The sequence below is a fragment of the Litoribrevibacter euphylliae genome, assembly GCF_042646085.1.
Taxonomy (GTDB): Bacteria; Pseudomonadota; Gammaproteobacteria; order Pseudomonadales; family Litoribrevibacteraceae; genus Litoribrevibacter; species Litoribrevibacter euphylliae.
Genome location: NZ_JBHRSZ010000007.1, coordinates 231,488 through 254,472 on the forward strand (window position 1 = coordinate 231,488; position 22,985 = coordinate 254,472).

Annotated in this window: 20 protein-coding genes; 8 read left to right on the forward strand and 12 right to left on the reverse strand. The window is 47.7% G+C overall.

The features are described 5' to 3' along the window. Positions 1-128 precede the first annotated feature (128 nt). Both ACFOEK_RS16490 and ACFOEK_RS16495 read left to right on the forward strand, forming a co-directional pair. Positions 129-593 carry a molybdopterin-dependent oxidoreductase gene (locus ACFOEK_RS16490; RefSeq protein WP_386722566.1) on the forward strand — a complete coding sequence of 155 codons (465 nt, stop codon included), beginning with the start codon at positions 129-131 and terminating at the stop codon, positions 591-593. 36 nt (positions 594-629) lie between these two features. Further along, on the forward strand, positions 630-2,393 hold the full coding sequence (locus ACFOEK_RS16495) for a response regulator (protein ID WP_386722567.1): 1,764 nt from the start codon (positions 630-632) through the stop codon (positions 2,391-2,393). Between the two features lie 41 nt (positions 2,394-2,434). Here ACFOEK_RS16495 and ACFOEK_RS16500 read toward each other — a convergent pair whose 3' ends face one another. Together ACFOEK_RS16500 and ACFOEK_RS16505 are read right to left on the reverse strand one after the other, a co-directional pair. Continuing rightward, positions 2,435-4,369: an MFS transporter gene (locus ACFOEK_RS16500; protein WP_386722568.1), complete on the reverse strand. Its 1,935-nt coding sequence runs from the start codon at positions 4,367-4,369 to the stop codon at positions 2,435-2,437. 10 nt (positions 4,370-4,379) lie between these two features. After that, a complete protein-coding gene (locus ACFOEK_RS16505) occupies positions 4,380-4,994 on the reverse strand; it encodes a TetR/AcrR family transcriptional regulator (protein ID WP_386722569.1) in 615 nt (204 codons plus the stop codon). Between the two features lie 254 nt (positions 4,995-5,248). On the opposite strand from ACFOEK_RS16505, the gene ACFOEK_RS16510 reads away from it, so the two are divergent. Next, on the forward strand, positions 5,249-6,910 hold the full coding sequence (locus tag ACFOEK_RS16510) for a cytochrome-c peroxidase (RefSeq protein ID WP_386722570.1): 1,662 nt from the start codon (positions 5,249-5,251) through the stop codon (positions 6,908-6,910). Between the two features lie 232 nt (positions 6,911-7,142). Further along, positions 7,143-7,970: a substrate-binding periplasmic protein gene (locus tag ACFOEK_RS16515; RefSeq protein WP_386722571.1), complete on the forward strand. Its 828-nt coding sequence runs from the start codon at positions 7,143-7,145 to the stop codon at positions 7,968-7,970. Here the strand turns inward: ACFOEK_RS16515 and norR are convergent. From norR to ACFOEK_RS16550, 7 genes are all read right to left on the reverse strand, one after another. Further along, positions 7,956-9,512, reverse strand: coding sequence for a nitric oxide reductase transcriptional regulator NorR (gene norR, locus ACFOEK_RS16520; protein WP_386722572.1), 1,557 nt, complete (start codon positions 9,510-9,512; stop codon positions 7,956-7,958). The two genes, ACFOEK_RS16515 and norR, sit on opposite strands and share 15 nt — an antisense overlap. Before the next feature lie 14 nt (positions 9,513-9,526). Beyond that, complete coding sequence (locus ACFOEK_RS16525) at positions 9,527-9,745, reverse strand: hypothetical protein (protein ID WP_386722573.1); 219 nt, start codon at positions 9,743-9,745, stop codon at positions 9,527-9,529. A 65-nt stretch (positions 9,746-9,810) separates the two neighbouring features. Next, the gene (hmpA, locus tag ACFOEK_RS16530; RefSeq protein WP_386722574.1) at positions 9,811-11,067 is read right to left on the reverse strand and encodes an NO-inducible flavohemoprotein; all 1,257 of its coding nucleotides are present in this window, start codon (positions 11,065-11,067) and stop codon (positions 9,811-9,813) included. A gap of 56 nt (positions 11,068-11,123) precedes the next feature. Continuing rightward, positions 11,124-11,483 (reverse strand): hypothetical protein, encoded by a 360-nt coding sequence (locus ACFOEK_RS16535; RefSeq protein ID WP_386722575.1) that lies wholly within the window; start codon positions 11,481-11,483, stop codon positions 11,124-11,126. Positions 11,484-11,699: 216 nt separating this feature from the next. After that, entirely contained in the window at positions 11,700-13,082 is a 1,383-nt protein-coding gene (locus ACFOEK_RS16540) for an FAD-dependent monooxygenase (RefSeq protein WP_386722576.1), read from the reverse strand. Between the two features lie 693 nt (positions 13,083-13,775). Continuing rightward, entirely contained in the window at positions 13,776-14,639 is an 864-nt protein-coding gene (locus ACFOEK_RS16545; protein WP_386722577.1) for a hypothetical protein, read from the reverse strand. 97 nt (positions 14,640-14,736) lie between these two features. Next, a complete protein-coding gene (locus ACFOEK_RS16550) occupies positions 14,737-15,726 on the reverse strand; it encodes a metal ABC transporter solute-binding protein, Zn/Mn family (RefSeq protein ID WP_386722578.1) in 990 nt (329 codons plus the stop codon). Positions 15,727-15,797: 71 nt separating this feature from the next. Here ACFOEK_RS16550 and ACFOEK_RS16555 point away from each other — a divergent pair, with 71 nt between their 5' ends. The 4 genes from ACFOEK_RS16555 to ACFOEK_RS16570 all read left to right on the forward strand — a co-directional run bounded on the left by ACFOEK_RS16555 (position 15,798) and on the right by ACFOEK_RS16570 (position 19,494). Next, positions 15,798-16,301, forward strand: coding sequence for a Fur family transcriptional regulator (locus tag ACFOEK_RS16555; protein ID WP_386722579.1), 504 nt, complete (start codon positions 15,798-15,800; stop codon positions 16,299-16,301). Beyond that, positions 16,298-17,179, forward strand: coding sequence for a zinc ABC transporter ATP-binding protein ZnuC (znuC, locus tag ACFOEK_RS16560; RefSeq protein WP_386722580.1), 882 nt, complete (start codon positions 16,298-16,300; stop codon positions 17,177-17,179). Before ACFOEK_RS16555 ends, znuC begins: the two co-directional genes overlap by 4 nt. Continuing rightward, positions 17,172-17,963 (forward strand): metal ABC transporter permease, encoded by a 792-nt coding sequence (locus ACFOEK_RS16565; protein WP_386722581.1) that lies wholly within the window; start codon positions 17,172-17,174, stop codon positions 17,961-17,963. Before znuC ends, ACFOEK_RS16565 begins: the two co-directional genes overlap by 8 nt. 127 nt (positions 17,964-18,090) lie before the next feature. Continuing rightward, the gene (locus ACFOEK_RS16570; RefSeq protein WP_386722582.1) at positions 18,091-19,494 is read left to right on the forward strand and encodes an MATE family efflux transporter; all 1,404 of its coding nucleotides are present in this window, start codon (positions 18,091-18,093) and stop codon (positions 19,492-19,494) included. On the opposite strand, the gene ACFOEK_RS16575 is transcribed toward ACFOEK_RS16570, so the two are convergent. From ACFOEK_RS16575 to prlC, 3 genes are all read right to left on the reverse strand, one after another. Beyond that, complete coding sequence (locus ACFOEK_RS16575; RefSeq protein WP_386722583.1) at positions 19,465-20,328, reverse strand: alpha/beta fold hydrolase; 864 nt, start codon at positions 20,326-20,328, stop codon at positions 19,465-19,467. The genes ACFOEK_RS16570 and ACFOEK_RS16575 overlap by 30 nt on opposite strands. Before the next feature lie 128 nt (positions 20,329-20,456). Next, positions 20,457-20,702, reverse strand: a complete 246-nt coding sequence (locus ACFOEK_RS16580) for a YheV family putative zinc ribbon protein (protein ID WP_386722584.1) — start codon at positions 20,700-20,702, stop codon at positions 20,457-20,459. A gap of 176 nt (positions 20,703-20,878) precedes the next feature. Next, positions 20,879-22,921: an oligopeptidase A gene (gene prlC / locus ACFOEK_RS16585; protein ID WP_386722585.1), complete on the reverse strand. Its 2,043-nt coding sequence runs from the start codon at positions 22,919-22,921 to the stop codon at positions 20,879-20,881. Positions 22,922-22,985 lie beyond the last annotated feature (64 nt).

The following is a 22,985-nucleotide window of genomic DNA, read 5'->3' on the forward strand; positions in this document are numbered from 1 at the left end:
CAGCGCCTTTCAGCGGATTAATGGCATAATTTCAACCGATTGACCAATTTTCTATATACTCAACTAGTTAATCCTTATTAAAATCGCCCCTGCTTAACCTTCTGCCTCTATGACTAAGGGAAAATTTTATGAGTAAACTAGCCGTTCAATTTCTCTTAGGTCTGGCATTTTCCCTGTTTGGTATGCTGAGTTATGGTTATGAGCTGACCATTAAAAATCACGAAACAGCACTCCACTTATCTCAGGAACAACTAAAAGACCTGACTCAAGAGACACTTAAAACCATCACGCCATGGACAAATGAGCCCGAAGTTTACTCGGGGGTCAGCTTGAGCGCCTTAATCGCACATTACCAAATTCAGGCAACTAAGGTACGCGCCAGGGCACTTAACGATTATCAAGTCGAGATTGATCTTCAGCAAGCGATCAATTCGGGGGCATTTATCGCATCCCATGCCGAAGGACAACCTATGAGGTTAAGAAACAAAGGGCCTTTTTGGATCGTATTTCCCTGGAGTAAATATCCTCACTTAATCGAGCGTAAATACCAAGACTGGTCGATTTGGCAGCTAACCGAACTATCCTTTTACTAATATTCTTGTTTAACCTGTAGAAAAGTCTGCCTACGAATGAAGCGGTATAATTTCATTAATTTCTGGTTCTTGATTTTGTTTACGGTCACCATCTGGTTAGCCGTCATCTTTATCCGTATCTCCGGCGAGATTCAGCAATACTCAGAACAAATCACCGATAACCGTCCTTGGCATCTCTCACAATTCCAACTAGAGCTGGAGCGACTCAACAGTTCGCTCATTCAATACATTCACCTCAGCAACGAAGAAAATCGTAATCGAGCGGTCTTTAAGCTGGAGTTGCTGTGGAACCGAGCGGATATCCTGGTCGGAGGTGAAGCAGGCCAGGAGTTAAAGAAGTACGATCAAACCTCTTTTCGCTACCTTAAGAACATTCAAACCTACTTAAACACGCATGAAGCGCAACTCTATGAGATGTCGCCTGAGTACGCGATAGCGCTTCAAGAAGTGAACAGTGCTTGGTCGCAAGAATACAAACACCGAATTCGGGAAATCTTTCAGCGCAGTTATCAAAATTTCCATGACGTTTCCAAGAAAGTGTTAGAAACCTATGAGCTCACACGGGTGCTCATTCTGGGGCTGGGTTTGGTGATTTTCGTGCTGACCTGGGTCTTGTACCGCGAGTTCAAACGCAGCAACCACCTACGGATTACAGCCGAAAACGCCAGTCAGGCTAAGAGCCAGTTCCTCGCTAACATGAGTCATGAAATCCGCACGCCTCTCAATGGCATCATCGGCAGCATTCAATTAATGCGAGCCTCGGAAGACGTCAGTGATTGCGCCGACTTAATGAAAACCCTGGAACAATCGTCTGAAGCCTTGCTCGCTCAAATCAATGATGTGCTTGATTACAGCCGTATGGAATCGGAACGTCATGTTGTAGAACAGGTCCCCTTCGATGCCATCAGTTTGGTTCGCTCTGTCACCTCTATCTACAACGCTCAAGCCAAGAACAAACTCCTGACGCTCAGATTCAACGATGAGACACAACCTCATCAGGTTGATAGCAACCAAAATCATGCATTGCTGGTCTTGGGAGACCCCAATAAGCTTCGACAAATATTGTTAAACCTGATCAGTAACGCCATCAAGTTTACTCATGAAGGTGAAGTCTCAGTCAATCTGCGCCTGGAAGAAGATCGCCTAATAATCTCCGTCTCAGACACTGGCATCGGCATCGCACCGAATAAACGCGAAGCCATCTTTAAACCGTTCGGACAGGAAGATTCTTCCATCAGCCGACGCTTTGGCGGCTCTGGTTTGGGCTTAGCCATCAGTAAGAAACTGGCTGAAATTCTCGATGGTGAACTACAGGTAAGCAGTGAAGTAGATCAAGGCAGCACCTTCACCTTGTCGATTCCTTACTTACCTGCCCAGCAAGAAGATGTCTATCAAGACACACCTGAAGATCAAAGTAATGCGGCTATGAAACTCTCGGGCAAAGTACTGCTAGTCGAAGACAACCCGGTAAATCAAAAGATAGCTAATGCCATGCTGAAGAAACTGGGTCTGGAGGTTTCTCTGGCTGGTAATGGTGATGAAGCCGTCGATGCAGTGACCATGGAGCATTTCGATCTGATTTTGATGGATCTACAGATGCCAGAAAAAGATGGCTTACAAGCAACGCAAGAAATACGCGCTTTAGGTCACACCATGCCGATCATCGCATTAACCGCTAACAGCACCATTGAAAGCCAGCAATCGTGTTTTGAAGTCGGAATGGTCGGCTTTATCTCTAAGCCGTTTAAGATGGAATCCCTGTATCAAGCGATTCAAATGCATTTAGGTCAGTTCGCCTGATCGTGATGGATCAGGCGAAAGCGGCTCCAGACTTAATCCTTCTAAGCAAGATCCCCACGTAAGTCTTTCACCTTACTTTCCAGCAACGGCGCAGACACCTGCTCAGCCGCCACCAGGTCACCGGCCCAGATATCCACTTTTGACCAGAAACGTTTGGGAGGACTGGCCAAAGCAGCACCATTCCCATGACTGAAGAAAGACCCCCACAGACCGCGTAGCGCCACAGGCAACACAGGTACCGGGTTGCGTTCAATAATCAACTCAATACCTCGGCGGAAGGTGTCGATTTCACCGTCCCGGGTCAGACGACCTTCCGGGAAAATACACACCACTTCACCATTGGCTAACGCGTCACTGACCTGATTCATCGCTGCTTGATAGGCCTCTGGGTCACGTCGCTCAGAGGTAATCGGAATGGTCTTAGCCAACTTAAAGAACCAGTTCAAGCCTTTGCTCTCATAGATCGGCTTATCCATCACAAAGCGTAGCGGACGACGACAAGCACCAGCGATCAACAGCGCATCCACAAAGCTGACATGGTTCGCCACGATTACCGCAGCACCTTCATCCGGTAAATTTTCCAGGTTCTTATGGTTTACCCGGTACATGGTGTGAGACAGCATCCAAATGTAGAAGCGCAACACAAACTCCGGCACTTGCGCATAGATATAACCAGCCACCACAAGGTTCATAATCGCCAATACACAGAAGTATTCAGGAATGGTCAGTTCCAAAACACTCAAGAACAGGATCGCAAACAGGGCACTGGCCACCATAAATAAAGCCCCAAAGACATTACTGGCGGCAATCACCTGAGCACGTTCTTTTTCATCCGAGCGCTCTTGAATTAACGCATTCAAAGGTACGATGAACAAACCAGAAGAGATCGATAACAGCAACAAGTCCGCCATTAAACGCCAGTTGTCAGGATTCTGAATAAAGGCAACCGCACCAATATCGGCAACCGTTGTCTCCGGAACGGCAAAGAATAAATCAATCCCGAAAACACTCATCCCCAACGAACCAATTGGCACAATGCCCAACTCAATTTTTCGCCCGGACAAGCGTTCACACAACAAAGACCCCAGAGCGATACCAATCGAGAACAATGTTAATAGCAAGGTCACAACCTGCGCATTGCCTTGCAGTACGTCCTTAGCAAAGTTCGGGAATTGCGTTAAATAGCTCGCCCCCATAAACCAAAACCAGCTGATCGCCATGATCGACAAATACACCGAACGGTTATCAAGCGTGCGCTTCCACACATCAATCAGTTCGGTTGCCGGATTCCAATTAATTTTCAGTTCAGGCGATGGTGCTTCACCTTTTGGAATGCTGCGACACGCGAGATAACCAAGTACGGCAAACACCATCACCGAGATAGATACCGTCACCTTGGCATCAGTGGCATCCACCAAATAGCCCGCCAAAATGGTACCTAACAGAATCGCCAGGAAAGTACCTGTTTCTACTAAGGCGTTGCCACCCACCAGCTCATCTGAGCGCAAGTGTTGAGGCAGAATGGAGAACTTCACCGGCCCAAAGAAAGCGGACTGTGTTCCCATGGCGAACAAGAGTAAGATCATGCCCATGATCGACTCTTGCCAGATCGCGAAACACGCCAGCGCCATCACACCAATTTCAAACAATTTGATCTTACGAATCAGCTGCGATTTTTCGTACTTATCGGCAAATTGCCCGGCTAACGGAGAGAAAATAAAGAAAGGTAGTATGAATAAGCCTGCCGCCAAATTATTAATCAGGTTCTTATCCATTCCTGATCCATCCGACGTCATCGAGCTAAAGGTTCCAAACGCAACAAATAAGAGGAGGGCGTTTTTATAGACGTTATCGTTAAACGCCCCGAGTGCTTGGGTTAAGAAATAAGGCAGGAAACGGCGCTTTTTCAACAGCGCAAATTGCCCTTGCTCGTCGCTTTCCTGAGTACTCATATTGCTAGAATTATGATCCGTCATCATGCTCTCCTTATCGTGACTCAGTATCCGATAACCAACCCGTTAGATAGTTTCTAATCAAGGTCGTTACCATCTCAGAATGATTAAGTTTGGCAGGTGAGAAGAGTTTATCTTCTACCGCCAGAAAACTAATGCCATGAACTCCGGCCCACATAATACGAGCCGTTTGTTCAATTTCCCTATTCGAGGCGTCAGGCTTTATGCCAGTCAGTAAGCCTTTTACCTGATTCAACAGTTGATCAATTCTCTGCTGTTGCCAGTCAGGAATATCCTCGTCCGTCGCCAACTTTAATTCAAAGATCAATCGCCAGCGCTGGGTGTGCGCCATAGCAAATTCAAGGTAACACAAGGCCATTGCATTCAACTGCTGTTCCGGCACCGTATCATTGGTGCTGGCAGCTTTCATCTGTTCAGAAAGCTCATCCAAGGTATCAGCATTTACCCTCAATAGCAGATAGCCATAACTACCGAACAGATTAATTAAGGTACCCGGCGAATAGCCTATGCCTTTCGCCACCTTGCGTAAACTTAAACTATCAGACAAATCGCTCTGCAAGTGGTGTTTCACCCATTGCAATGCCATATCGGTTATTTCTTCACTGCTGTGATCAAAGCGTCTAGCCATCATTTCACCGCGATCGTTTAAAAACTCGGACCTTGTTAAGCGTCCAACTCACTTAATTGAACACTGTTTAATTTGAGGCTATTGAACACCGTTCAAAATAAGATTGCAAGCAGTATTTGGATGTTTTTTACTCTACAAACTGCAACACAACTTCCTTGATGTTTCCTTATTTCCTTTCATTTTCGTGCAATTTGTTCACGTAGAGTGAGTTGTCACAGAGCATAAACCGCTTGGCTTGAATGAGGGGAAATCCCATGTACAGCACAATAACAACGAAAACGAATACAGACGTGCAATCACACTCTATTAAAGAACCTAATCAAGAACAGAACCAATACATATCTGCAGTCACTGGGTGGATTAAATGGCCACTACTGATCTCATCTTTTGCCATTCTCACCGCGTGTGGAGGCGGAGGCGGCAGCGGCTCAGACAGCACTACCACATCAGAAGACACCACCACAGCCGCAGACGAGGAAACAACGGTAGAACTGACCGCAAACGATGAAGCCCTGCTACAAATCATCGCCGACAGTAACCTCGATCAAAGCTCTGTCGATGAACGAAATTTACCAGACATCGAATCACCAATGGCCCAACTAGGGATGAAACTCTTCTACAGCAAAAGCTTAGGCGGTGACTTCGACAGTGCCTGCGTTACCTGTCATCACCCAGTACTGGGTGGCGGCGATGATTTATCTCTGCCAGTGGGAGTGGAAGCCGTATCAAGCGATCTATTGGGAGAAGGGCGAGAACATCAAGACGGTTTACCCTTGGTGCCCCGTAATGCGCCCACTGTCTTTAACATTGGCTTCTGGGACACCGGCCTGTTCTGGGATTCCCGTGTGGAAAGCTTAGGGCAGGAAGAAAATGCCAACGGTGCCAGCTCCGGTATTCGTACACCAGACACAGCCTTTGGTGTAGCCGATACTAATGCAGGTAACAACTTAGTGACTGCTCAAGCACGCTTCCCAGTCACCTCGGTCGAAGAAATGAAAACAGCAGCTTTTGAAAACGGCAGTGACAACAACACCATTCGAGATCACTTAGCAGCACGTATTGGGGATTATGATGAAGGCGAGGGTGAACTCACCACCAACGCCTGGTTAAGTGAATTCCAAACCGCCTTTGGCGTTACTTCGGATGCGTCCACGCTGATCACTTTCGACAATATTGCCGAAGCCATTGGCGAATATGAACGCTCTATGGTGTTTGTGGATACCCCATGGCGCAACTATCTGGACGGCGATACCACCGCCCTGAGCGAGAACCAAAAAGCCGGTGCTATCTTGTTCTTTACGCGTGTCAGTGAAGGTGGTGCAGGCTGCGCTGCTTGTCATAGTGGTGAACTCTTTTCCGATGGCGATCATCACACCGTCGCCTTCCCACATTTTGGCCCAGGCAAAGGCGATGGCAACGACGATGACTTTGCTCGTGAACGCGAAACCGGTGACTCTACGGACAGATACCGTTTCAGAACGCCGTCACTTCTAAACATTGCGACTACTGCACCCTATGGTCACGTTGGCGCTTATCAAACACTGGAAGAAGTGGTTCGCCACTATACCAATCCTACAGGTCGTGTCAGAGACTTCTTTGACGACGGCGGTTGGTGCCAATTACCTCAGTTTGAAGAGGTAACTAATTGTGCCTCTCTCTATCCTAATGCCGAAACAAACTCCAACTTGGCACTGAATAAACTGGCTCAAGATCGCGCCAATGATGATACCCGTTTCCCAGAAAACCCGCGTCTGAATAACACCGAAGTAAATCAGCTCGTAGCCTTCCTCGAAGCACTGACCGATCCATGCGTGGAAGACAGAGCGTGTTTAGACCCATGGATTCCGGATACCTCAGATACCGGCCCGGATGGCAATCAACTAAATGCCATCGATCGAAACGGAGAGTTGCTGTAATTACCGCCATCCATTGATAATCAATAAATCACTCAATACCTGCGCGGAGAAACCACCGTTCCTCCGCGTAAACTTTGCACTGTTAAAAGTCTCTTTTGTAAGTATCTCTTCGAGATAATTGCCAACCAACGTCTTTACACACGTCTGTAGAATTCACGATAAGCGGTCAAACACGCAAGTCAGGTTACCTATACTTGTATTACTAACGTTACCTGCTTATCTAAGGTTCGCCATGCAACGCAGCCGTTGGAACATCGCACCATTATTACTCAACCTCGTCATCGGGTTGGCTTGTGCTCATGCGGTTGCAAACACACCCGCCCCCTCAACTACCGCACCATCTCAGTTAGTGTTTTGTCATGAAAACGCCAATGCCTTTCCTTGGGTAATGACTGTCGGAGGAAAATCCGAAGGTTTGGACATAGAATTACTAAATCTCCTAGCTCAAAAGCTTCACATTCAGATTGATTATCTATCATTGCCCTGGAAACGCTGTTTAAAACATTTGGAGCAAAATAAAGTGGATGGCGCCTTTGCTGCCAGCTTCAAACAAGAACGACTGAATATGGGTCGCTACCCAGTCACAACCAAAGGAAACCTGAACGCTAATAAACGGATTCATACCTCAGGCTATTCGCTGTATATTCCAAAGGGATCAAATCTGGGATGGAATGGCGAAACCTTTATCAACCTAAACGGTATCATTTCCTATCAGAACGGCTTTTCTATTGGTGATCGACTCACTGCTTTAGGCATTAAAACCGCCGAATTTCATGGGCCCTATGCCAATTTAGTCAAAGTGAAAGAAGGGCGAGTGGCAGGCACCGCCTTACAAACAGATCGCGCTGATCAGGTGCTTAACAACAGCCCTGAATTGGCCAGTACACTCCTTAAGTACCCCATTCCCATATCCAGCAAACCTTATTATCTGATGCTGTCGTTCCAACTGGTGCGATCTTACCCTGGGTTTGCCGATCATCTATGGGATACTCTAGCTGAATTACGTGATTCACCCGAGATGAGTGACATCAGAGAGCAGTTTTATTCAACTCACCAATAAATTCAGCCGTTTCAGCAGTCGATGAAAATTACCGCGATCCACTCCCAGAGCTTTCGCCGTTTTAGATTTATTGCCCTCAAAATGGGTCAGTAATTGCTGGATGTATTGGCGCTGATTAATGTCCACCCACTCCTTCAACGGAAGTATGTTGTCACTATCACCGACGCTTACTGAATCAAACATCGATGTAACCGCTGGTTCGAGCGCTTCAGTATCGAGATCCAAGTGCTTGGGTTGGATCTCAATCAGCCGTTGCTGATCAGCTCGTTCGGCGTAAGCTTTTAATGACGCCCGATGAAGCAAGTGCTCCAACTCCCGAATATTTCCTGGCCAGTGATAATGATAGAGTGCGTGTTCCGCCTCGGAGGACATCGCCAAAGTAATGTGCCCAAGCTTGCGTTGAAACTGACTCAGGAAATACCCCGCCAATGGGCTGATATCATCACGACGTTCGGCCAAATCAGGGACCTTAATCGGATAAATACTGAGTCGATGGTATAAATCCGCACGGAATCGACCTTCGGCCACTTCTTGGGATAAGTCTCGGTTCGTTGCGGCAATGATACGCACATCCACTTTGAAAGTGTTGTCGGCGCCAACCCGCTGAATCTCACCTTGCTGAATGGCCCGCAGCAGTTTGGCTTGCACCACCAACGGCAATTCTCCGACCTCATCCAAAAACAACGAGCCACCATCGGCCAGTTCAAACTTACCGCTGCGATTCTTGGTGGCGCCGGAAAAGGCACCGGAAACGTGACCAAACAATTCACTTTCCACCAGATGCTCGGGCAGAGCGGCACAGTTCACCGCCACCATGGCATTGTGATGACGGGCGGATTGATGATGAATGCTCTGCGCCACCAACTCCTTACCGACGCCGGTGGCACCGGTAATTAATACCGTTAGGTCAGATTCAGCCACCGTAGTAATGTCTCGCTCAAGCCGTTGAAAGGCCGCACTGCGACCCACCATCTTAAAGTCGCTGTGTTGATCAGACATGGCTTGAACCACCTGTGTTTGATGTTCAGCGCGCCGTTCCAGGTTCTCAATCAAGTCCGCAGTTTTGATGGCCGCTTCGGTAATCCGCACTAAGGTGTGTAACAGCGTTGGTTCCACCTGATCAAAGGTACCGGGAATTAACGCATCGAGCGTGATTACTCCCCACGGTTGATCGTCAATGTACAACGAAGCCCCCATGCAATCATGGACATGCAACAAGCCATCGTCGGTAGGAATCAAACCATCGTACGGATCAGGAAGGTCTGAATTGAGATCGAACCGCACGTATTGGCGGTTGTGTAAGATCTTGGCCAGTCTCGGGTGCTCAGAGACACGAAACTGACGACCGATTAAGTCCTGACCAAAGCCTTTTACGGCGCGAGGAATCAGCTGCTCGCCTTCCAGTTTCAACAATGCACAGGCATCGCTGGGCACCAATTCCAACCAAGCTTTCAGCAATTTTCGATAGCGTTCATCACTGCCAATGTGCTTGGATAAATCACCAAGAATTTCTGCCAAGACTTGATACAAAGACGTGGTCACTCACCATTCCTTATTTAGCGTAATGTCAGACCCAACTCTTTTTGTGCAATCAGCCGCGCGATGTAACTGAACTTGAACAGGGTCGCTAATACAATATTAGCTAGATGAAAGGCTATGGTAAGCGCAAACGACTGCAAGGGTAAAACAAAGGCGCAGAATAAGGAGCCCACAAACAAGATCAACGACAACACCATCATTCGATTAGAACAACTCAACATCAATTTATAGTTCATTGTTTCTTCCTCATCACAGGAAACAGAGGCTGACGCTAACTCAGCCTCTGTTATCGTTAGAATAATCAGGCGGTTTCAAACACCTCATCAGCAGACTTAAACACCACCTGTTGAGCTTCAGGCTGTATTTCTTCTAATGGCCCAAAGAACTCGTAATGTATCTGATCTTGCGGAATGCCCAAGTTAGCCGCCATATTAAGCGCGCATTGCATGAAAGGTTTTGGCCCCAACACATAGAACTCTACATCACTGACATCACCCAGGTGTTGAATGAAATGTGTTTCGTTAAGCAACCCAAAAGCATCCGCTGAACCTGTACTGCCCTTAAGATCCGATGCCAACGGGTCACTGTAGATCACAGTTTTTCGCACACTCGCATCGCTATCAGAGATCCGCTGAACATACTCGCCAAAGGCATGATGCTGACTGTTTCGGGCACAATGGATAAAGTGAATATCGCGACCTTCCATACGATGGTCAGAGGTAGCAGCTGTCAGCATGGAAATGGCTGGAGTAATCCCCACACCCGCCGTCACCAACACCATGGGTTTTGTGTTTTGTTTGAGTACGAAGTTACCGTAAGGCGCTGACACCTTAAGCTGATCCCCCATCTTCACATCATCATGCAAGTGATTAGACCATTGGCCATCTTCTTCACGCTTCACGCTGATTCGTAACGTCGTTTTACCCGGCTTATCGGAGAGGCTGTAATTACGGCGATGCTCCAAACCATCGAATGCCTGCAGCAAGGTAATGTACTGTCCCGGTTCAAAGTCGATCACCTGTTTATCATCGGCCTGAAGTACAAAGGAGGTAATGATCTCACTCTCTTTTTCTTTGGCGATCACGTTAAAGACTTTAAACCCTTCCCAACCACCGGCTCGTTGTTGATGACGAGAATAAATATCTTGCTCCACGCCCATCAAGATATCTGCCAATTGCTGATACGCCGCCCCCCAAGCCGCAATGATGTCATCGTTAACGGCATCACCCAGCACTTCTGCAATCGCCGCGAGCAAACATTCACCCACAATCGGGTAATGCTCAGGCAAGATACCTAATGAGCAATGCTTGTGAGCAATCAGACTCACACGTTCTCCCAACTGATCGAGTCGGTCCAAATTTTTCGCATAAATAATTACCGCATTGGCTAAGGCGTGACGCTGTGTGCCCCGAATTTGGTTAGCCTGATTAAAGTAATTCAAAACCTGTGGATAACGTCCAAACATCAAAGGGTAAAAGGTCGAAGTAATATCAAAAGCGTGTGCTTCTACGGCGGGTAAGGTCTGTTCAATAAGTTGTCGCTGTTGTTTTGTAATCATGAGTCTTCCAAACTGGCAATAAAATAGGTCGGTTTAATGGATGTAGCTTTATCGGATTAAACGTTGCTCGGTGATGGATGCAGACGACGGCCTTGCACCACAACGTGATCACCAATCTGCCATTGCCGATTAGGGGAGCGAACCACCGATACATTTCCTTGATCATCTTTTACTTGGTAGGCGGATTCACTGAAGCCGCTGATCTCCTGTGCTTCACCTCCGACCCACGCACTGGCTAAGCCACCAGCAATGGCACCAACCGGACCTGCAACCGCGCCGCCGAGTAAAAAACCAGACCAACCTCCGAGGGTTTGACCTACGAGATTATTGGGTGCGCGACCCACAACTTCATCGGCGTAACCGACCGTTGCTGCACCATAAAGAAGAACTAACGAAATAAGCGTAGTTTTGTTCATTGTCTAATTCCCTCCTACGAAATCGAGACAACAAACTATTCCAAGAGACGTGCCAGTTATTAACTAACTGTTTTTATTGAGATTATTTATTTATGATGTGTTTTAAACAACACTAGATAAGATGTTAATTACACAACAGGATGTTAATTTGATAACACCAAAATCATCGCCCCACAGAGTGCAGGGCAGAAGAACGGAAAACATGATTTACGCGGACTAAGAGCCGCGTAACTGATCCAACAAGCTTTTAGGCGTCGGAAGCGTGGAGAGCTTAGCCTTAACATCTTCCAGCCCAGGCACCTTACCAGAGATCAATTCTGCAACCGCTGGTACTTTCGGTAAGGTTTCCGGCCAAACATTGACCAGCCCCATCGCATATTTCATTACCAACTTTTGACCAAAGACGAAGCGACCCGCAACACCCAAGCCGAGATTTCTGGCCATTTTCAACGGTACGATGTCGTTACTGAAGGTGTGGTAGAAGAGATCCATAATACGCATCATCATGGCATTTTGTGGACGACGCACACGCTCGTATTGCTGCAATACATCCTCGGCCCAGAATGCCTGACTTTTATCCCGCGCTTCAATAATAATCGAGGTCAGAGTGTTCACATCCTGAAAGCCCAGGTTCACCCCTTGGCCCGCCAATGGGTTAATGGTGTGTGCCGCATCACCCGCCAACACTAACCGATGCTGACAATAGCGCTCTGCATGACGACGAATCAGCGGGAAACTGCCACGTTCCAACACCTCAGTAACTTCCGGCAGATCTTCCGGGAAGCTACGCTGTAACTTCTTCTTAAATGGTTCATCGTTCAGTGTCGAAAGAGACTCAATGTTTTCAGGCAGGTTGTACCACACCAACGAACCATAATGTTCGCCATTGATGTCGGGTAAAGGTAAGAAGGCTTCCGGCCCGGTAGAGGTAAAGCCCTGCCAGGTAATGTCTTCCTGACAACCTTGGTATTTTACCGTCACCACCATAGCGTGCTGCTCGTAAGGTTTGGCCTCAGTCGCAATGCCCGCCCACTGCTTGACCATGGAATTGGCACCGTCCGCACCGACCAGTAATTCACCGGTAAATGTCTGACCATCAGCTAACTCGATACGCACCTGATCGTCGATTTCAATCTGAGCCACTTCCGCCGGAACAATTAACTTCACGTTATCCAGTTGCGCCATTTGTTGATGCAAAGCCAATTGCGTCACTCGGTTTTCAACAATCACGCCCAACATCGGTTCATTCAGTTCTTGCGCATCAAACTCAGTGCGGTTCAATCGGGTGGGGATATCTTTGCCGGTGATTGGGTTTTGTAGTTTTTCCCATACCGCCATACGTTGGTAAGGCGCATAACGCATGGCTTCGATATTCGGCCAGGCTTTCACTTTTTTCAGTAATTCAATGGACGCTGGGCTTAATGCAGAGACTCGTAGATCGGGGGTTTGGTCTTGCTCAAACGCTTTAGGCAGAAAACGATCAAAGACAGCAACTTTCATCCCCACTTGTCCTAAACGACACGCGATGGCACTGCCAACCATTCCACCACCCACAATCAATACATCGAAATGATTCGTCTGCTGTGCGCTGCCTTCCATTACCTCAACCTCTTAATTCACCCAGCCTGTCTGAGCTCGGAATAATGGCAGGCTCGCAGATAGAAATCAAAGCAATCCACTGATGCAAGGCAGGAAAGTTGGAAATAATTGAGGAGTATAAAATCAGGAAACAAAAAAGCCGCTGTTAAAGAGCGGCTAAATAAGTGTATAGCGTGGAATCTAAAATGAGCATCCATGCTCAGCGATCCATGTTAGTTTGCGAAGTACATACCTTCGAAATAGTCTTTCAAGGCACGCATGCTTTCACGTTCGGTTTCGGTTGAGGCTAGGCACACAACAAAGCTGCTTTCGTCCATCATGATAGTTCTCCTGATAGTATTAAGAATTTTGACACCTTTACTTACGCATCAGCCGTACCCAAAAATATTTTTCTCTTGTTTTTCAATCACCTGACTAAATTTTAGCCAATTTATCGAATAAAAATGTGATCAAAAAACGAACTAGTTTTGAACAAGAGTCTGAGTGTATGCACCGATGTGGTTAATTAGTAGACAGGCAAACTATAGGAAGGAATTATGACGCTTTCTTTACTAAATTTAGGAAGAGCCAATGTCTTACAAAGGCTACTGTCAAAACCCTACAAAGGTAGGGCTGAAACGTAGAAATAGGCATCATAGCCAGGATGAATCGGAGCGGTCTTGGGAGATTAAAAACGCCGCTGCACCAAAATGATCAACCGCCTTGCATGTGCCTTAACAGATGAGAAAAGGCTTCGGCAATGCTATCCGCCGCTTTTGGATTCGCTTCCAGTTCCAACCATTGTTTACCGGTTTCGGGATGACGAATCCAACACTGATCACCCACGCTGTCACAGTGCGTTGCCAGATAGGGGTTTACCCCATAAATGGAGAGCTGATCCTGATTGAGACTGTAGCCACCTTGATCGTTCGAGCGTTTTTCCATCACTGAAATTTGACCACGACGCACCTGTACCTGATACAAGCTGCCCCGCCAATCACGATCACTGCGGTAACGACCAGGAATGTATCTGTGGTTAGAAAGCAGGGTATTGATATGCAACTCCAAAGCATCTCTGGCGGAATCCACCAGATACAACTTTTGGAGTTTCTCAAGGTATGAAGAATGACCACGGTCTTCCAACACCAGTTGACTGGCCATCGACGAACGTACTTGCTCTTGTTTTGCCCTATCTTCTCGCTCTTCAATTTGATTCAACAACATCAAACTGTCGCGGTAATGCTGCCCTTCTTTGCCTTCTTGTTCGAGATAGCGCTCCAAGGCCTGACGCGCACCTTTATCATCCGCTAACTGCAACGACACTTGCCCACGGTAAAAGTAAAAGCGTGAGGGTAGATCATCTTCCAACGCCTGAACCGCAATCAACCGGGCATTGGCTTTATCCCATTGCTGTTGTTCAACCGCCGTTTCTACACCTAATAACAAGCGATCAATTTCGATTTCTTTTGGCAGGGCGAAAGATGCACTGCTCCAACCGAAGCTGAGCAAAGCACTCAACAACACAACGCTCTTCACGATAGCGATAAAAAAAGCACCCGAGATATTGCGAGACGTCATGGACTGTTCCTACCTGGTTCGTGGATTATGGAATGAAGATACTATTAGTTTAGAAAACCATCTGGTTTTAGGAAATTGATCCAGTTTAGAAAATAGATCAAAGCTTCGATAGGCATCCCGTCAGATCGCCGACCAAACGACTGATAAACTCGATGTACTGCAATGTATCCGATGACGGTAGCGACTGTTTAGATCCTAACGGATCAAGCAACTGATAATGCAACTGCGCCGTGGTCACACGATCCAATTTTACCTGTTGAAATTCAGGCTCATAAAACACGCACGCCTGCGTTACACCGGACAGCTGACGCGATAACTGACCGAGCTTTTTAGCACTGGGTTTCACCCCAGGGTTCACTGTCAACACAGCCACACTGTCGAGACCCAACTCACGTTCTAAGTAGGCATAAGCGTCATGGTAAACAAAATATGGCTGGCCAATGTAAGGTTTAACTTGTACTTGCCACGCCAAACGAGATTCATCAATGGCGGCCATTAATCGCTCGCTATTCGTTTTGAAATCATGAGCATGGGCAGGCGTCATTGCTGACAAATGATCCCTCAGCACGGCTACATATTCTTGTACCGCTGTCGGACTCATCCACAAATGAGGATCAACACTGTTGTTATGGCCATGATGGGAGTGACCCGCATGATCATCAGATGCGCCATGCTCCTCGTCAGGATGTCGGTGATTTTCTTCACTGGTATGCGCAATCAGCGGCAATGACGTGGCCTTTGAACGATTCACAAAGCGCACCAAGTATTGTTCTAACTCTTGACCGACCCATAGAATCAGATCGGCATCGAGCAACATCTGAATATCCGACGGGCGCATGACTTTATGATGTGGCGACCCATTTTGGCTGATCAAGCGTACATCGGCTTGCTCCCCCATCACATCTTCAGCAATGAATTTTAACGGCGGGATAGACACAACCACTTGCAACTTCTGCGGGGTTTCATTAGCGGATACGTTCAATGTCATAAGACTTACACATACCCCAAACAACACAGCCCACCCAAGGCTAGACCAACAGGCAACAACGCCTTTCGATAGGGTTTGCAGATAACCAGAAAATTGCATTCGATACTCTCACTTGATGCTCTAAAATGTTATAGTATTACATTATCACTTTTTTAGGCGGCTTAAGAAAGATGGAAAAGGCGTTTTCACAACATAACCACCACCACTGCCAAGCCTCGGCCGTAGAGCAGGCCCGTTCTCTTTGCGAGAAAGAAGGCGTTCGCTTTACCAAATTACGGGAACAAGTGTTTGAATTAATCTGGCAAAGCCACAAACCCATTACGGCCTACCAGCTGCTGGATCAAATCAAAGACAGCGACTTCTCCGCAACACCGCCCACGGTCTATCGCACCCTGGATTTTCTTCTTGAACAAGGGTTGATTCATCGCATCAATTCACTGAATGCGTTTATTGGTTGCTGCCACCCGGGAGATCGCCACACAGGTACCTTCATTATCTGTGAAGAATGCGAACAGGCCGAAGAGGTCAACAATCGCGACATTCGCAACGTCATCAAATCGGTATCCGATGCACATCACTTTGAGATGAAAAGTTACGTGACCGAAATCTATGGCATCTGCCCTCAATGTCAGTCAACCGCTTCTGAACATACCTCCGAAGGAAATCACGCATGAGCCTGCTATCGGTATCAGGTTTATCGCTGAAAATTCAAAAGCGTTCAATTCTGCAAGACGTCACCTTCGACATTGAGTCGGGTCAGATCGTTACCTTGATTGGGCCAAATGGGGCAGGTAAGTCATCACTGATTCGCTGTATTTTAGGACTTCAAAAATACCAAACCGGGCGAGTACAACTGGCGTCCAATCTTAAGATCGGTTACATGCCGCAGAAAATGCACGTTGAGCAAAGCCTGCCGATCACAGTAGATCGCTTTCTGGCGCTGGGCCCAAAGACCACCAAGGTACAGCGAGAACAAGCTCTAACCCGTGTTGGGGTTGCCAACATTCAACATTCGCCGCTGCAAACCATTTCGGGCGGAGAGCAGCAGCGCGTGCTGTTGGCAAGAGCCATGCTCAATCAACCGGATTTGTTGATTCTTGATGAACCGGCACAAGGCGTGGATATTAACGGTCAGGCCGAACTGTACGATCTGATCAAATCGATACGCGACGAATACGGCTGTGGCGTGTTCATGGTGTCTCATGACCTCCATCTAGTCATGTCAGCCACAGATCAAGTACTGTGCCTCAACCATCATATCTGTTGCTCCGGTCACCCGGACGAAGTCACCAAAAGCGATGAATACATTTCCATTTTTGGTGAACAACGACTGCACCCGGCGTTGGCGCATTACACCCACCATCACGATCATAAACACGATCTCCACGGTGACTGTTTAAATTCAAACACGTCTGACTCTCTACAGCCAATAACAAACGAGCAGCAACCACTAACAAGCGAACAGCAACCAGCAACAACAGAGTTAAACGCCGACGCCTCACCGGCTTCGGCAACGCAACAGAATAATGGAGATCAACACCGCCATGCCTGAGTTTATGTTATTGGCCTTACTTGGCGGCTTAGGCATCGCCTTAATGGCCGGCCCGTTGGGTTGCTTTGTGGTTTGGCGCAAAATGGCTTACTTCGGGGACACCTTGGCGCACTCCGCCTTACTGGGTATCGCTCTCGGTTTGTTATTAGAGATTAACCTAATGCTGGCAGTCACCGCCGGTTGTGTGTTGCTGGCAACCTCGCTAGTGATACTACACAGCCGCACCATTGCTATGGATACGCTGCTCGGCATCATGTCTCATACCACCTTATCCTTGGGCCTGATCGTCACCGCCTTGATGGAAGACGTGCGTATTGATCTGATGGCCTATCTGTTTGGTGATTTGTTATCGGTGGAACCTGTGGATCTTTATTGGATTCTCGGGCTGGCAGTGGTGATCATCGGCTTACTGATCAAGCTGTGGCAGGGCTTACTGTCGATTACCCTGCATCCGGAATTGGCGGCTGCGGAAGGCTATCCGGTGCAATGGCTACAATGGATTCTGATGGTCATGGTCGCCATCGTGATTGCGCTTGCGATGAAGATTGTCGGTATCTTACTGATTACCTCACTGTTGATTATTCCCCCGGCCATTGCTCGGGTGTTGAGTAAATCGCCCGAACAGATGGCAATGATCGCCACCGCCTTTGGAATGTTGGCCGTCAGCGCCGGCTTAGCCGGTTCCTGGTTTATGGATTTACCCGCTGGCCCCGCCATTGTTACCAGTGCCGGTTTGATGTTCCTGATCACTCACAGCGTGGTGCGTCTGGTTCAACCCAATTAGGCAGCCAAATTAAACCGCCACACTAGACAGTACACTTTAGACAACAGAACTAGGCCACCCTTTTGTAAGCATGTCCTCATCGCACTCGTCCTCCCTTCACCATAGGCTATGGCACCTTGCCTGGCCTATGATGCTCAGTAACATCACCGTACCCTTATTGGGGCTGGTGGACACGGCGGTGTTAGGGCATCTCGACAATGCCAGCTATTTAGCCGGTGTCGCCTTAGCCAACACCCTGTTTACCTCGGTGTTCTGGCTATTTGGCTTTTTACGCATGGGCACCTGTGGCATGACCGCACAAGCGGTCGGCAGTCGCGATGCATCACGGATTCTGGAATTACTGCGTTCCGGCATCTGGTTTGCCATGGTCATGGGCATAACCTTGATTCTATTCAGCCCTTTGTGGCTGGATCTCGGCCTGCAACTGTTAGCCGGCGACCCCAGTAACAATCACGCGCTGAGTAATTCATTCAACCAAGAACAATCACTCAATCAAGACCTATCACTCAATCAGAACCCATTACTCACTCAAAACCAATCACTGATACTGGCTCAAGCGCATCTCTATGCCGAATGGCGGGTTTTGGGTGCGCCCTTTGTGATGATGAACTACTGTTTGATTGGCTGGTTTGTGGGCCGTCAAAACACCCGAGTGCCCTTGATGATGCTGATCACCGCCAACCTCATCAACATCCTGTTAGACGTGATCTTAGTGGTCTATCTTGAGATGGGCGTCACCGGTGTCGCCATCGCCACTCTGGTGGCGGATGTTGCCACCGTCATTCTGGGGGGGCTGTTTGTGCTCTTATACTATCGCCAGGAGCTTCACCAGCTGCATCACTGGCTGCCAAACTGGCCAGTGATTCAGGAAATGGTACGCGTCAATCGCTACATCTTTATCCGAACCGGAACCTTGCTCTTTACCTTCGCACTCTTCACTAGCCAAGGGGCTCGTTTAGGTGAAGACTACCTGGCAGCCAACGCAGTATTGCTGACCTTTCTACTGCTGATTTCCAGCAGTCTCGATGGGTTTGCTCATGGCGCCGAAGCCTTAGTCGGCGAAGCCTGCGGTCAAAAGAATCATCAGCAGGTAAATCGTGTCATTCGGGTCAGCTTGTTGTGGTCGGCGATATCTGCGGTGTTTTTGGTGCTCGCTTTCGGAGTCGGCGGACAATTGCTGATTTCAACGTTGACCGATCTTGACACCATTCGCAGCTTAGCCAGCCAGTATTTGCCTTGGCTGATCGCCATGCCTGTGATTGGGGTCTGGTGTTACACCTTCGACGGCGTCTTTATTGGCGCCACCAAAGTACGTGATATGCAGAACGTGATGCTGTTCAGTAGCTTCCTGATTTTTATTCCTCTGCTCGGCCTTAATCACTGGTTCTTGATCTCGAATGAGAGCGTTGATGAACGCCTAGCCAACCACGGATTGTGGCTGGCAATGATGCTATTTATGTTCTGCCGAAGTACAGGTATGGGATTGATCTGTTGGCGCTATTCAACGCGCCAGAGCTGGCTTAGTCACTAACTCTGTACTCTCATTCTGAGCCATCTTATTCTTAACAACCTTATTCTGAAAAACAAAGGCACGTATCAACTCTGCAGACGCCTGAGGTTGTTCCGCCGGTAACCAATGACTGTTTTCTTCAAAGAAATGCACTCGCTCAGTTCCAAAGGAATGTGCCATATTTCGACTAATGTAAGGGTCTTTGACTCCCCACAGTACCTGCATCGGTACGTCCGAATTTAACGCTTGTAATTGTTGATGCCAGCCTTTGAACTTACGAGGCGACATTGCTCTATACAACTTCAACAAGTTTTTATGAGTGCTGGGCGTTAGTTGATCAAAGCTGGCAACAATATCTTCTTTGGGATAATGAGGCGCCGCACTTCGAATACTGTGGATAAACGCACGTTTGCTCATGCTCTTGAGACTGAACTCTCCCAATAAAGGCGTACGCCAAACTTTACCCAGCGTATGCCAACGATATTCTGGCGTGAAAATGGTATTAAAGATTGTGATCGAACGAATGCGTTCAGGATACATCACCGCCCAGGCCAAACCAAAGAAGCCACCAACATCATGCACCACCAAATGAACAGGCTGATTCAAATCGAGCGACGCAACAAATCGCTCTAGATACTGAGCTTGTTGATCAAGGGAATAATCAAAGCCGTCCGGTACTTGGGATTGTCCATACCCCGGTAAATCAGGCGCAAGACACAGGAAATCACCTTGTAATTCCCCGATAAGACGATGCCACATATAAGAGGTATCGGGATTGCCATGAAGAAACAACATCGGCTCGCCAGAGCCTTTTCTTTCAAAATGAACGTGTTTTCCTAATATCGTATGTTTCATAGCGGTCTCCTTATTGAAGGAAACACAATAAAATAATTGTTACGACATAAGAGATGTAAGAAGCGACAAGGCCGTTGTCAAAAGCGACCTTGTCACATCCATATTGGGATGGGCATTAATGGGTAAGATTAATGCTTAGATTCGGAATTAGAGTGGAATTGCAACACCTGAACTTCTTCATCACGTACCGCTTCTTGCTCCGGCGTCACGCGTGTCGCCAATTCCTGCTGCTGTTCCAAATCTTTCATATTTTCAGAAAAACCACAGGCTACACATTCTTTGGTTTGAACACCGTTATCATCGGTGTACATCACAATCTTGTCCATTTCACTGCAGCGAGGACAAACCGCACCTGCGATAAAGCGTTTTTTCATGATTCTCTCATTTTTAAAGACTCTGTCTTATAGTGTAACGAATCTCATACGCTTGAGCATGTTATTCATCCAACTTAACGCTGATTGAATACCAAAAAGGCGACGGTTAAGCCCTTGGAAAATGAATCCTACAGAACCACCATCGCCTTGATCGTCAGAGACAGACTATCCGAGACTTACTTTGTTATTCCTGAGTGACGCAACAAAGCATCAACCGTCGGTTTACGACCACGGAAGGCCACAAATAAATCCATCGGCGCACTCGATCCACCTTTCTCCAAAATATTACTCAAGAAAGAATGACCTACTTCCGGGTTAAACAAGCCTTCCTCTTCGAAGCGACTGAAGGCGTCTGCCGACAATACTTCCGCCCACTTGTAGCTGTAGTAACCGGCCGCATAACCACCAGCAAAGATGTGGCTGAAACTGTTCGGGAAACGATGCCATTCCGGTGGAATAATCACCGCCACTTTTTCGCGCACCTGATTCAACACCTCTTGAATGTCGGTGCTGTCATCAAAATCACGATGCAGAATGAAGTCGAACAGGCTGAACTCCAGCTGACGTACCATCTGCATTCCAGACTGGAAGTTCTTGGCCGCAATCATCTTGTCGAACAATTCTTTCGGTAACGGCTCACCCGTTTCATAGTGACCCGACATAAAGGCCAACACTTCTTCTTCCCAACAGAAGTTCTCCATGAACTGAGACGGAAGCTCTACCGCATCCCACGCCACACCATTAATGCCCGATACCGCCGAATAATCAATTTTGGTCAACATGTGGTGTAGACCATGACCAAACTCGTGGAAGAGGGTGGTTACTTCATCGTGGGTTAGCAATGCAGGTTGATCGCCCACTGGAGGCGTGAAGTTACACACCAGATAGGCTACTGGCAGCTGCAAAGAACCGTCTTCACGAACACGACGTACCCGACATTCGTCCATCCAGGCACCACCGCGCTTTTTGGCACGCGCATACGGGTCTAGATAGAAACGCGCGATAGCTTCACCGTCTTTTTGAATCTCGTAGAAGTAGACTTGATCATGCCAACGATCAAACTCGCTGATCTCGATGACAGTCACGCCATACAGGCGCTCCACCAACTGGAACATCCCGGCTACTACTTTCGGGAACGGGAAATACGGGCGCAATTGCTCTTGGCTGATGTCGTAACGGGCGTGCTTGAGTTTTTCACCATAGAAACCTACATCCCACGGATTCATCTCGTCGACACCAAAGTTTTCTTTGGCAAAGGCTTTCAATTCATCAAGATCTTGCTGTGCCACCGGCTTGGACTTTGCCGCCAAGTCATACAAGAAATCGACCACCTGATCGGTATTCTCAGCCATCTTAGTGGCCAGTGAACGCTCTGCATAGTTGCTAAAACCAAGCAACGCCGCCAACTCTTTACGACACTTCAGGATGTCGTACATGATTTGAGTGTTGTCGTATTCGTTGGCGTTCGGCCCTTGATCCGAAGCTTTGGTGGCGTACGCTGTGTACATTTCCTGGCGTAGTGCCTGATTTTCACAGTAGGTCATCACCGGCAGGTATACAGGAATGTCCAAGGTCAGGCGATAGCCTTCTTGTTCGGCTTGCTCCGCTTGTTGCTTCATCAAACCCAACGCGGACTCAGGAACACCTGCTAATTCATTCACGTCGGTGATCAGTTTTGACCAAGCGTTGGTTGCATCCAGTACATTTTCTGAGAACTTGCTGGTCAGCTCAGACATCTGCTTTTTCAACTCGGCATAACGCTTCTTTTTGTCTTCCGGTAAATCCACACCGGATAAGTGAAAGTCACGCAGTGCGTCATTTACGACTTGTTTTTGTGCGGTATCTAAATTCGCATAATCGTCACTGTCAGCTAAGGCTTTATAGGCTTTGAACAGATCCTGGTTTTGACCTAGTTTGGTGGAATATTCAGAAAGCAATGGCAGACACGCATTGTAAGCATCGCGCAACTCATCGCTGTTAACCACGGAGTTCATGTGACTGACCGGCGACCAGGCTTTGCTCAGCACATCATCCCATTCATCCGAGACCGAAATCAGGTTATCCCAGGTCACGGTATCGAGTTGTTGCAACAGCTGTTCAGTGTTCTTTTCGTTAGTTTCAATCAATTGTTGAATGGCTGGTTGAATGTGTTCCGGTTTGATTTCAGAAAACTGGGGCAATTCAGGGTTTTGTAATAACGGATTTGCTGGATTCGACATAATGTTCTCTTAACCTGCCTGTCACGGAGACGCGCTAGAAATAGTTCACGGAAAACCGCAGTGT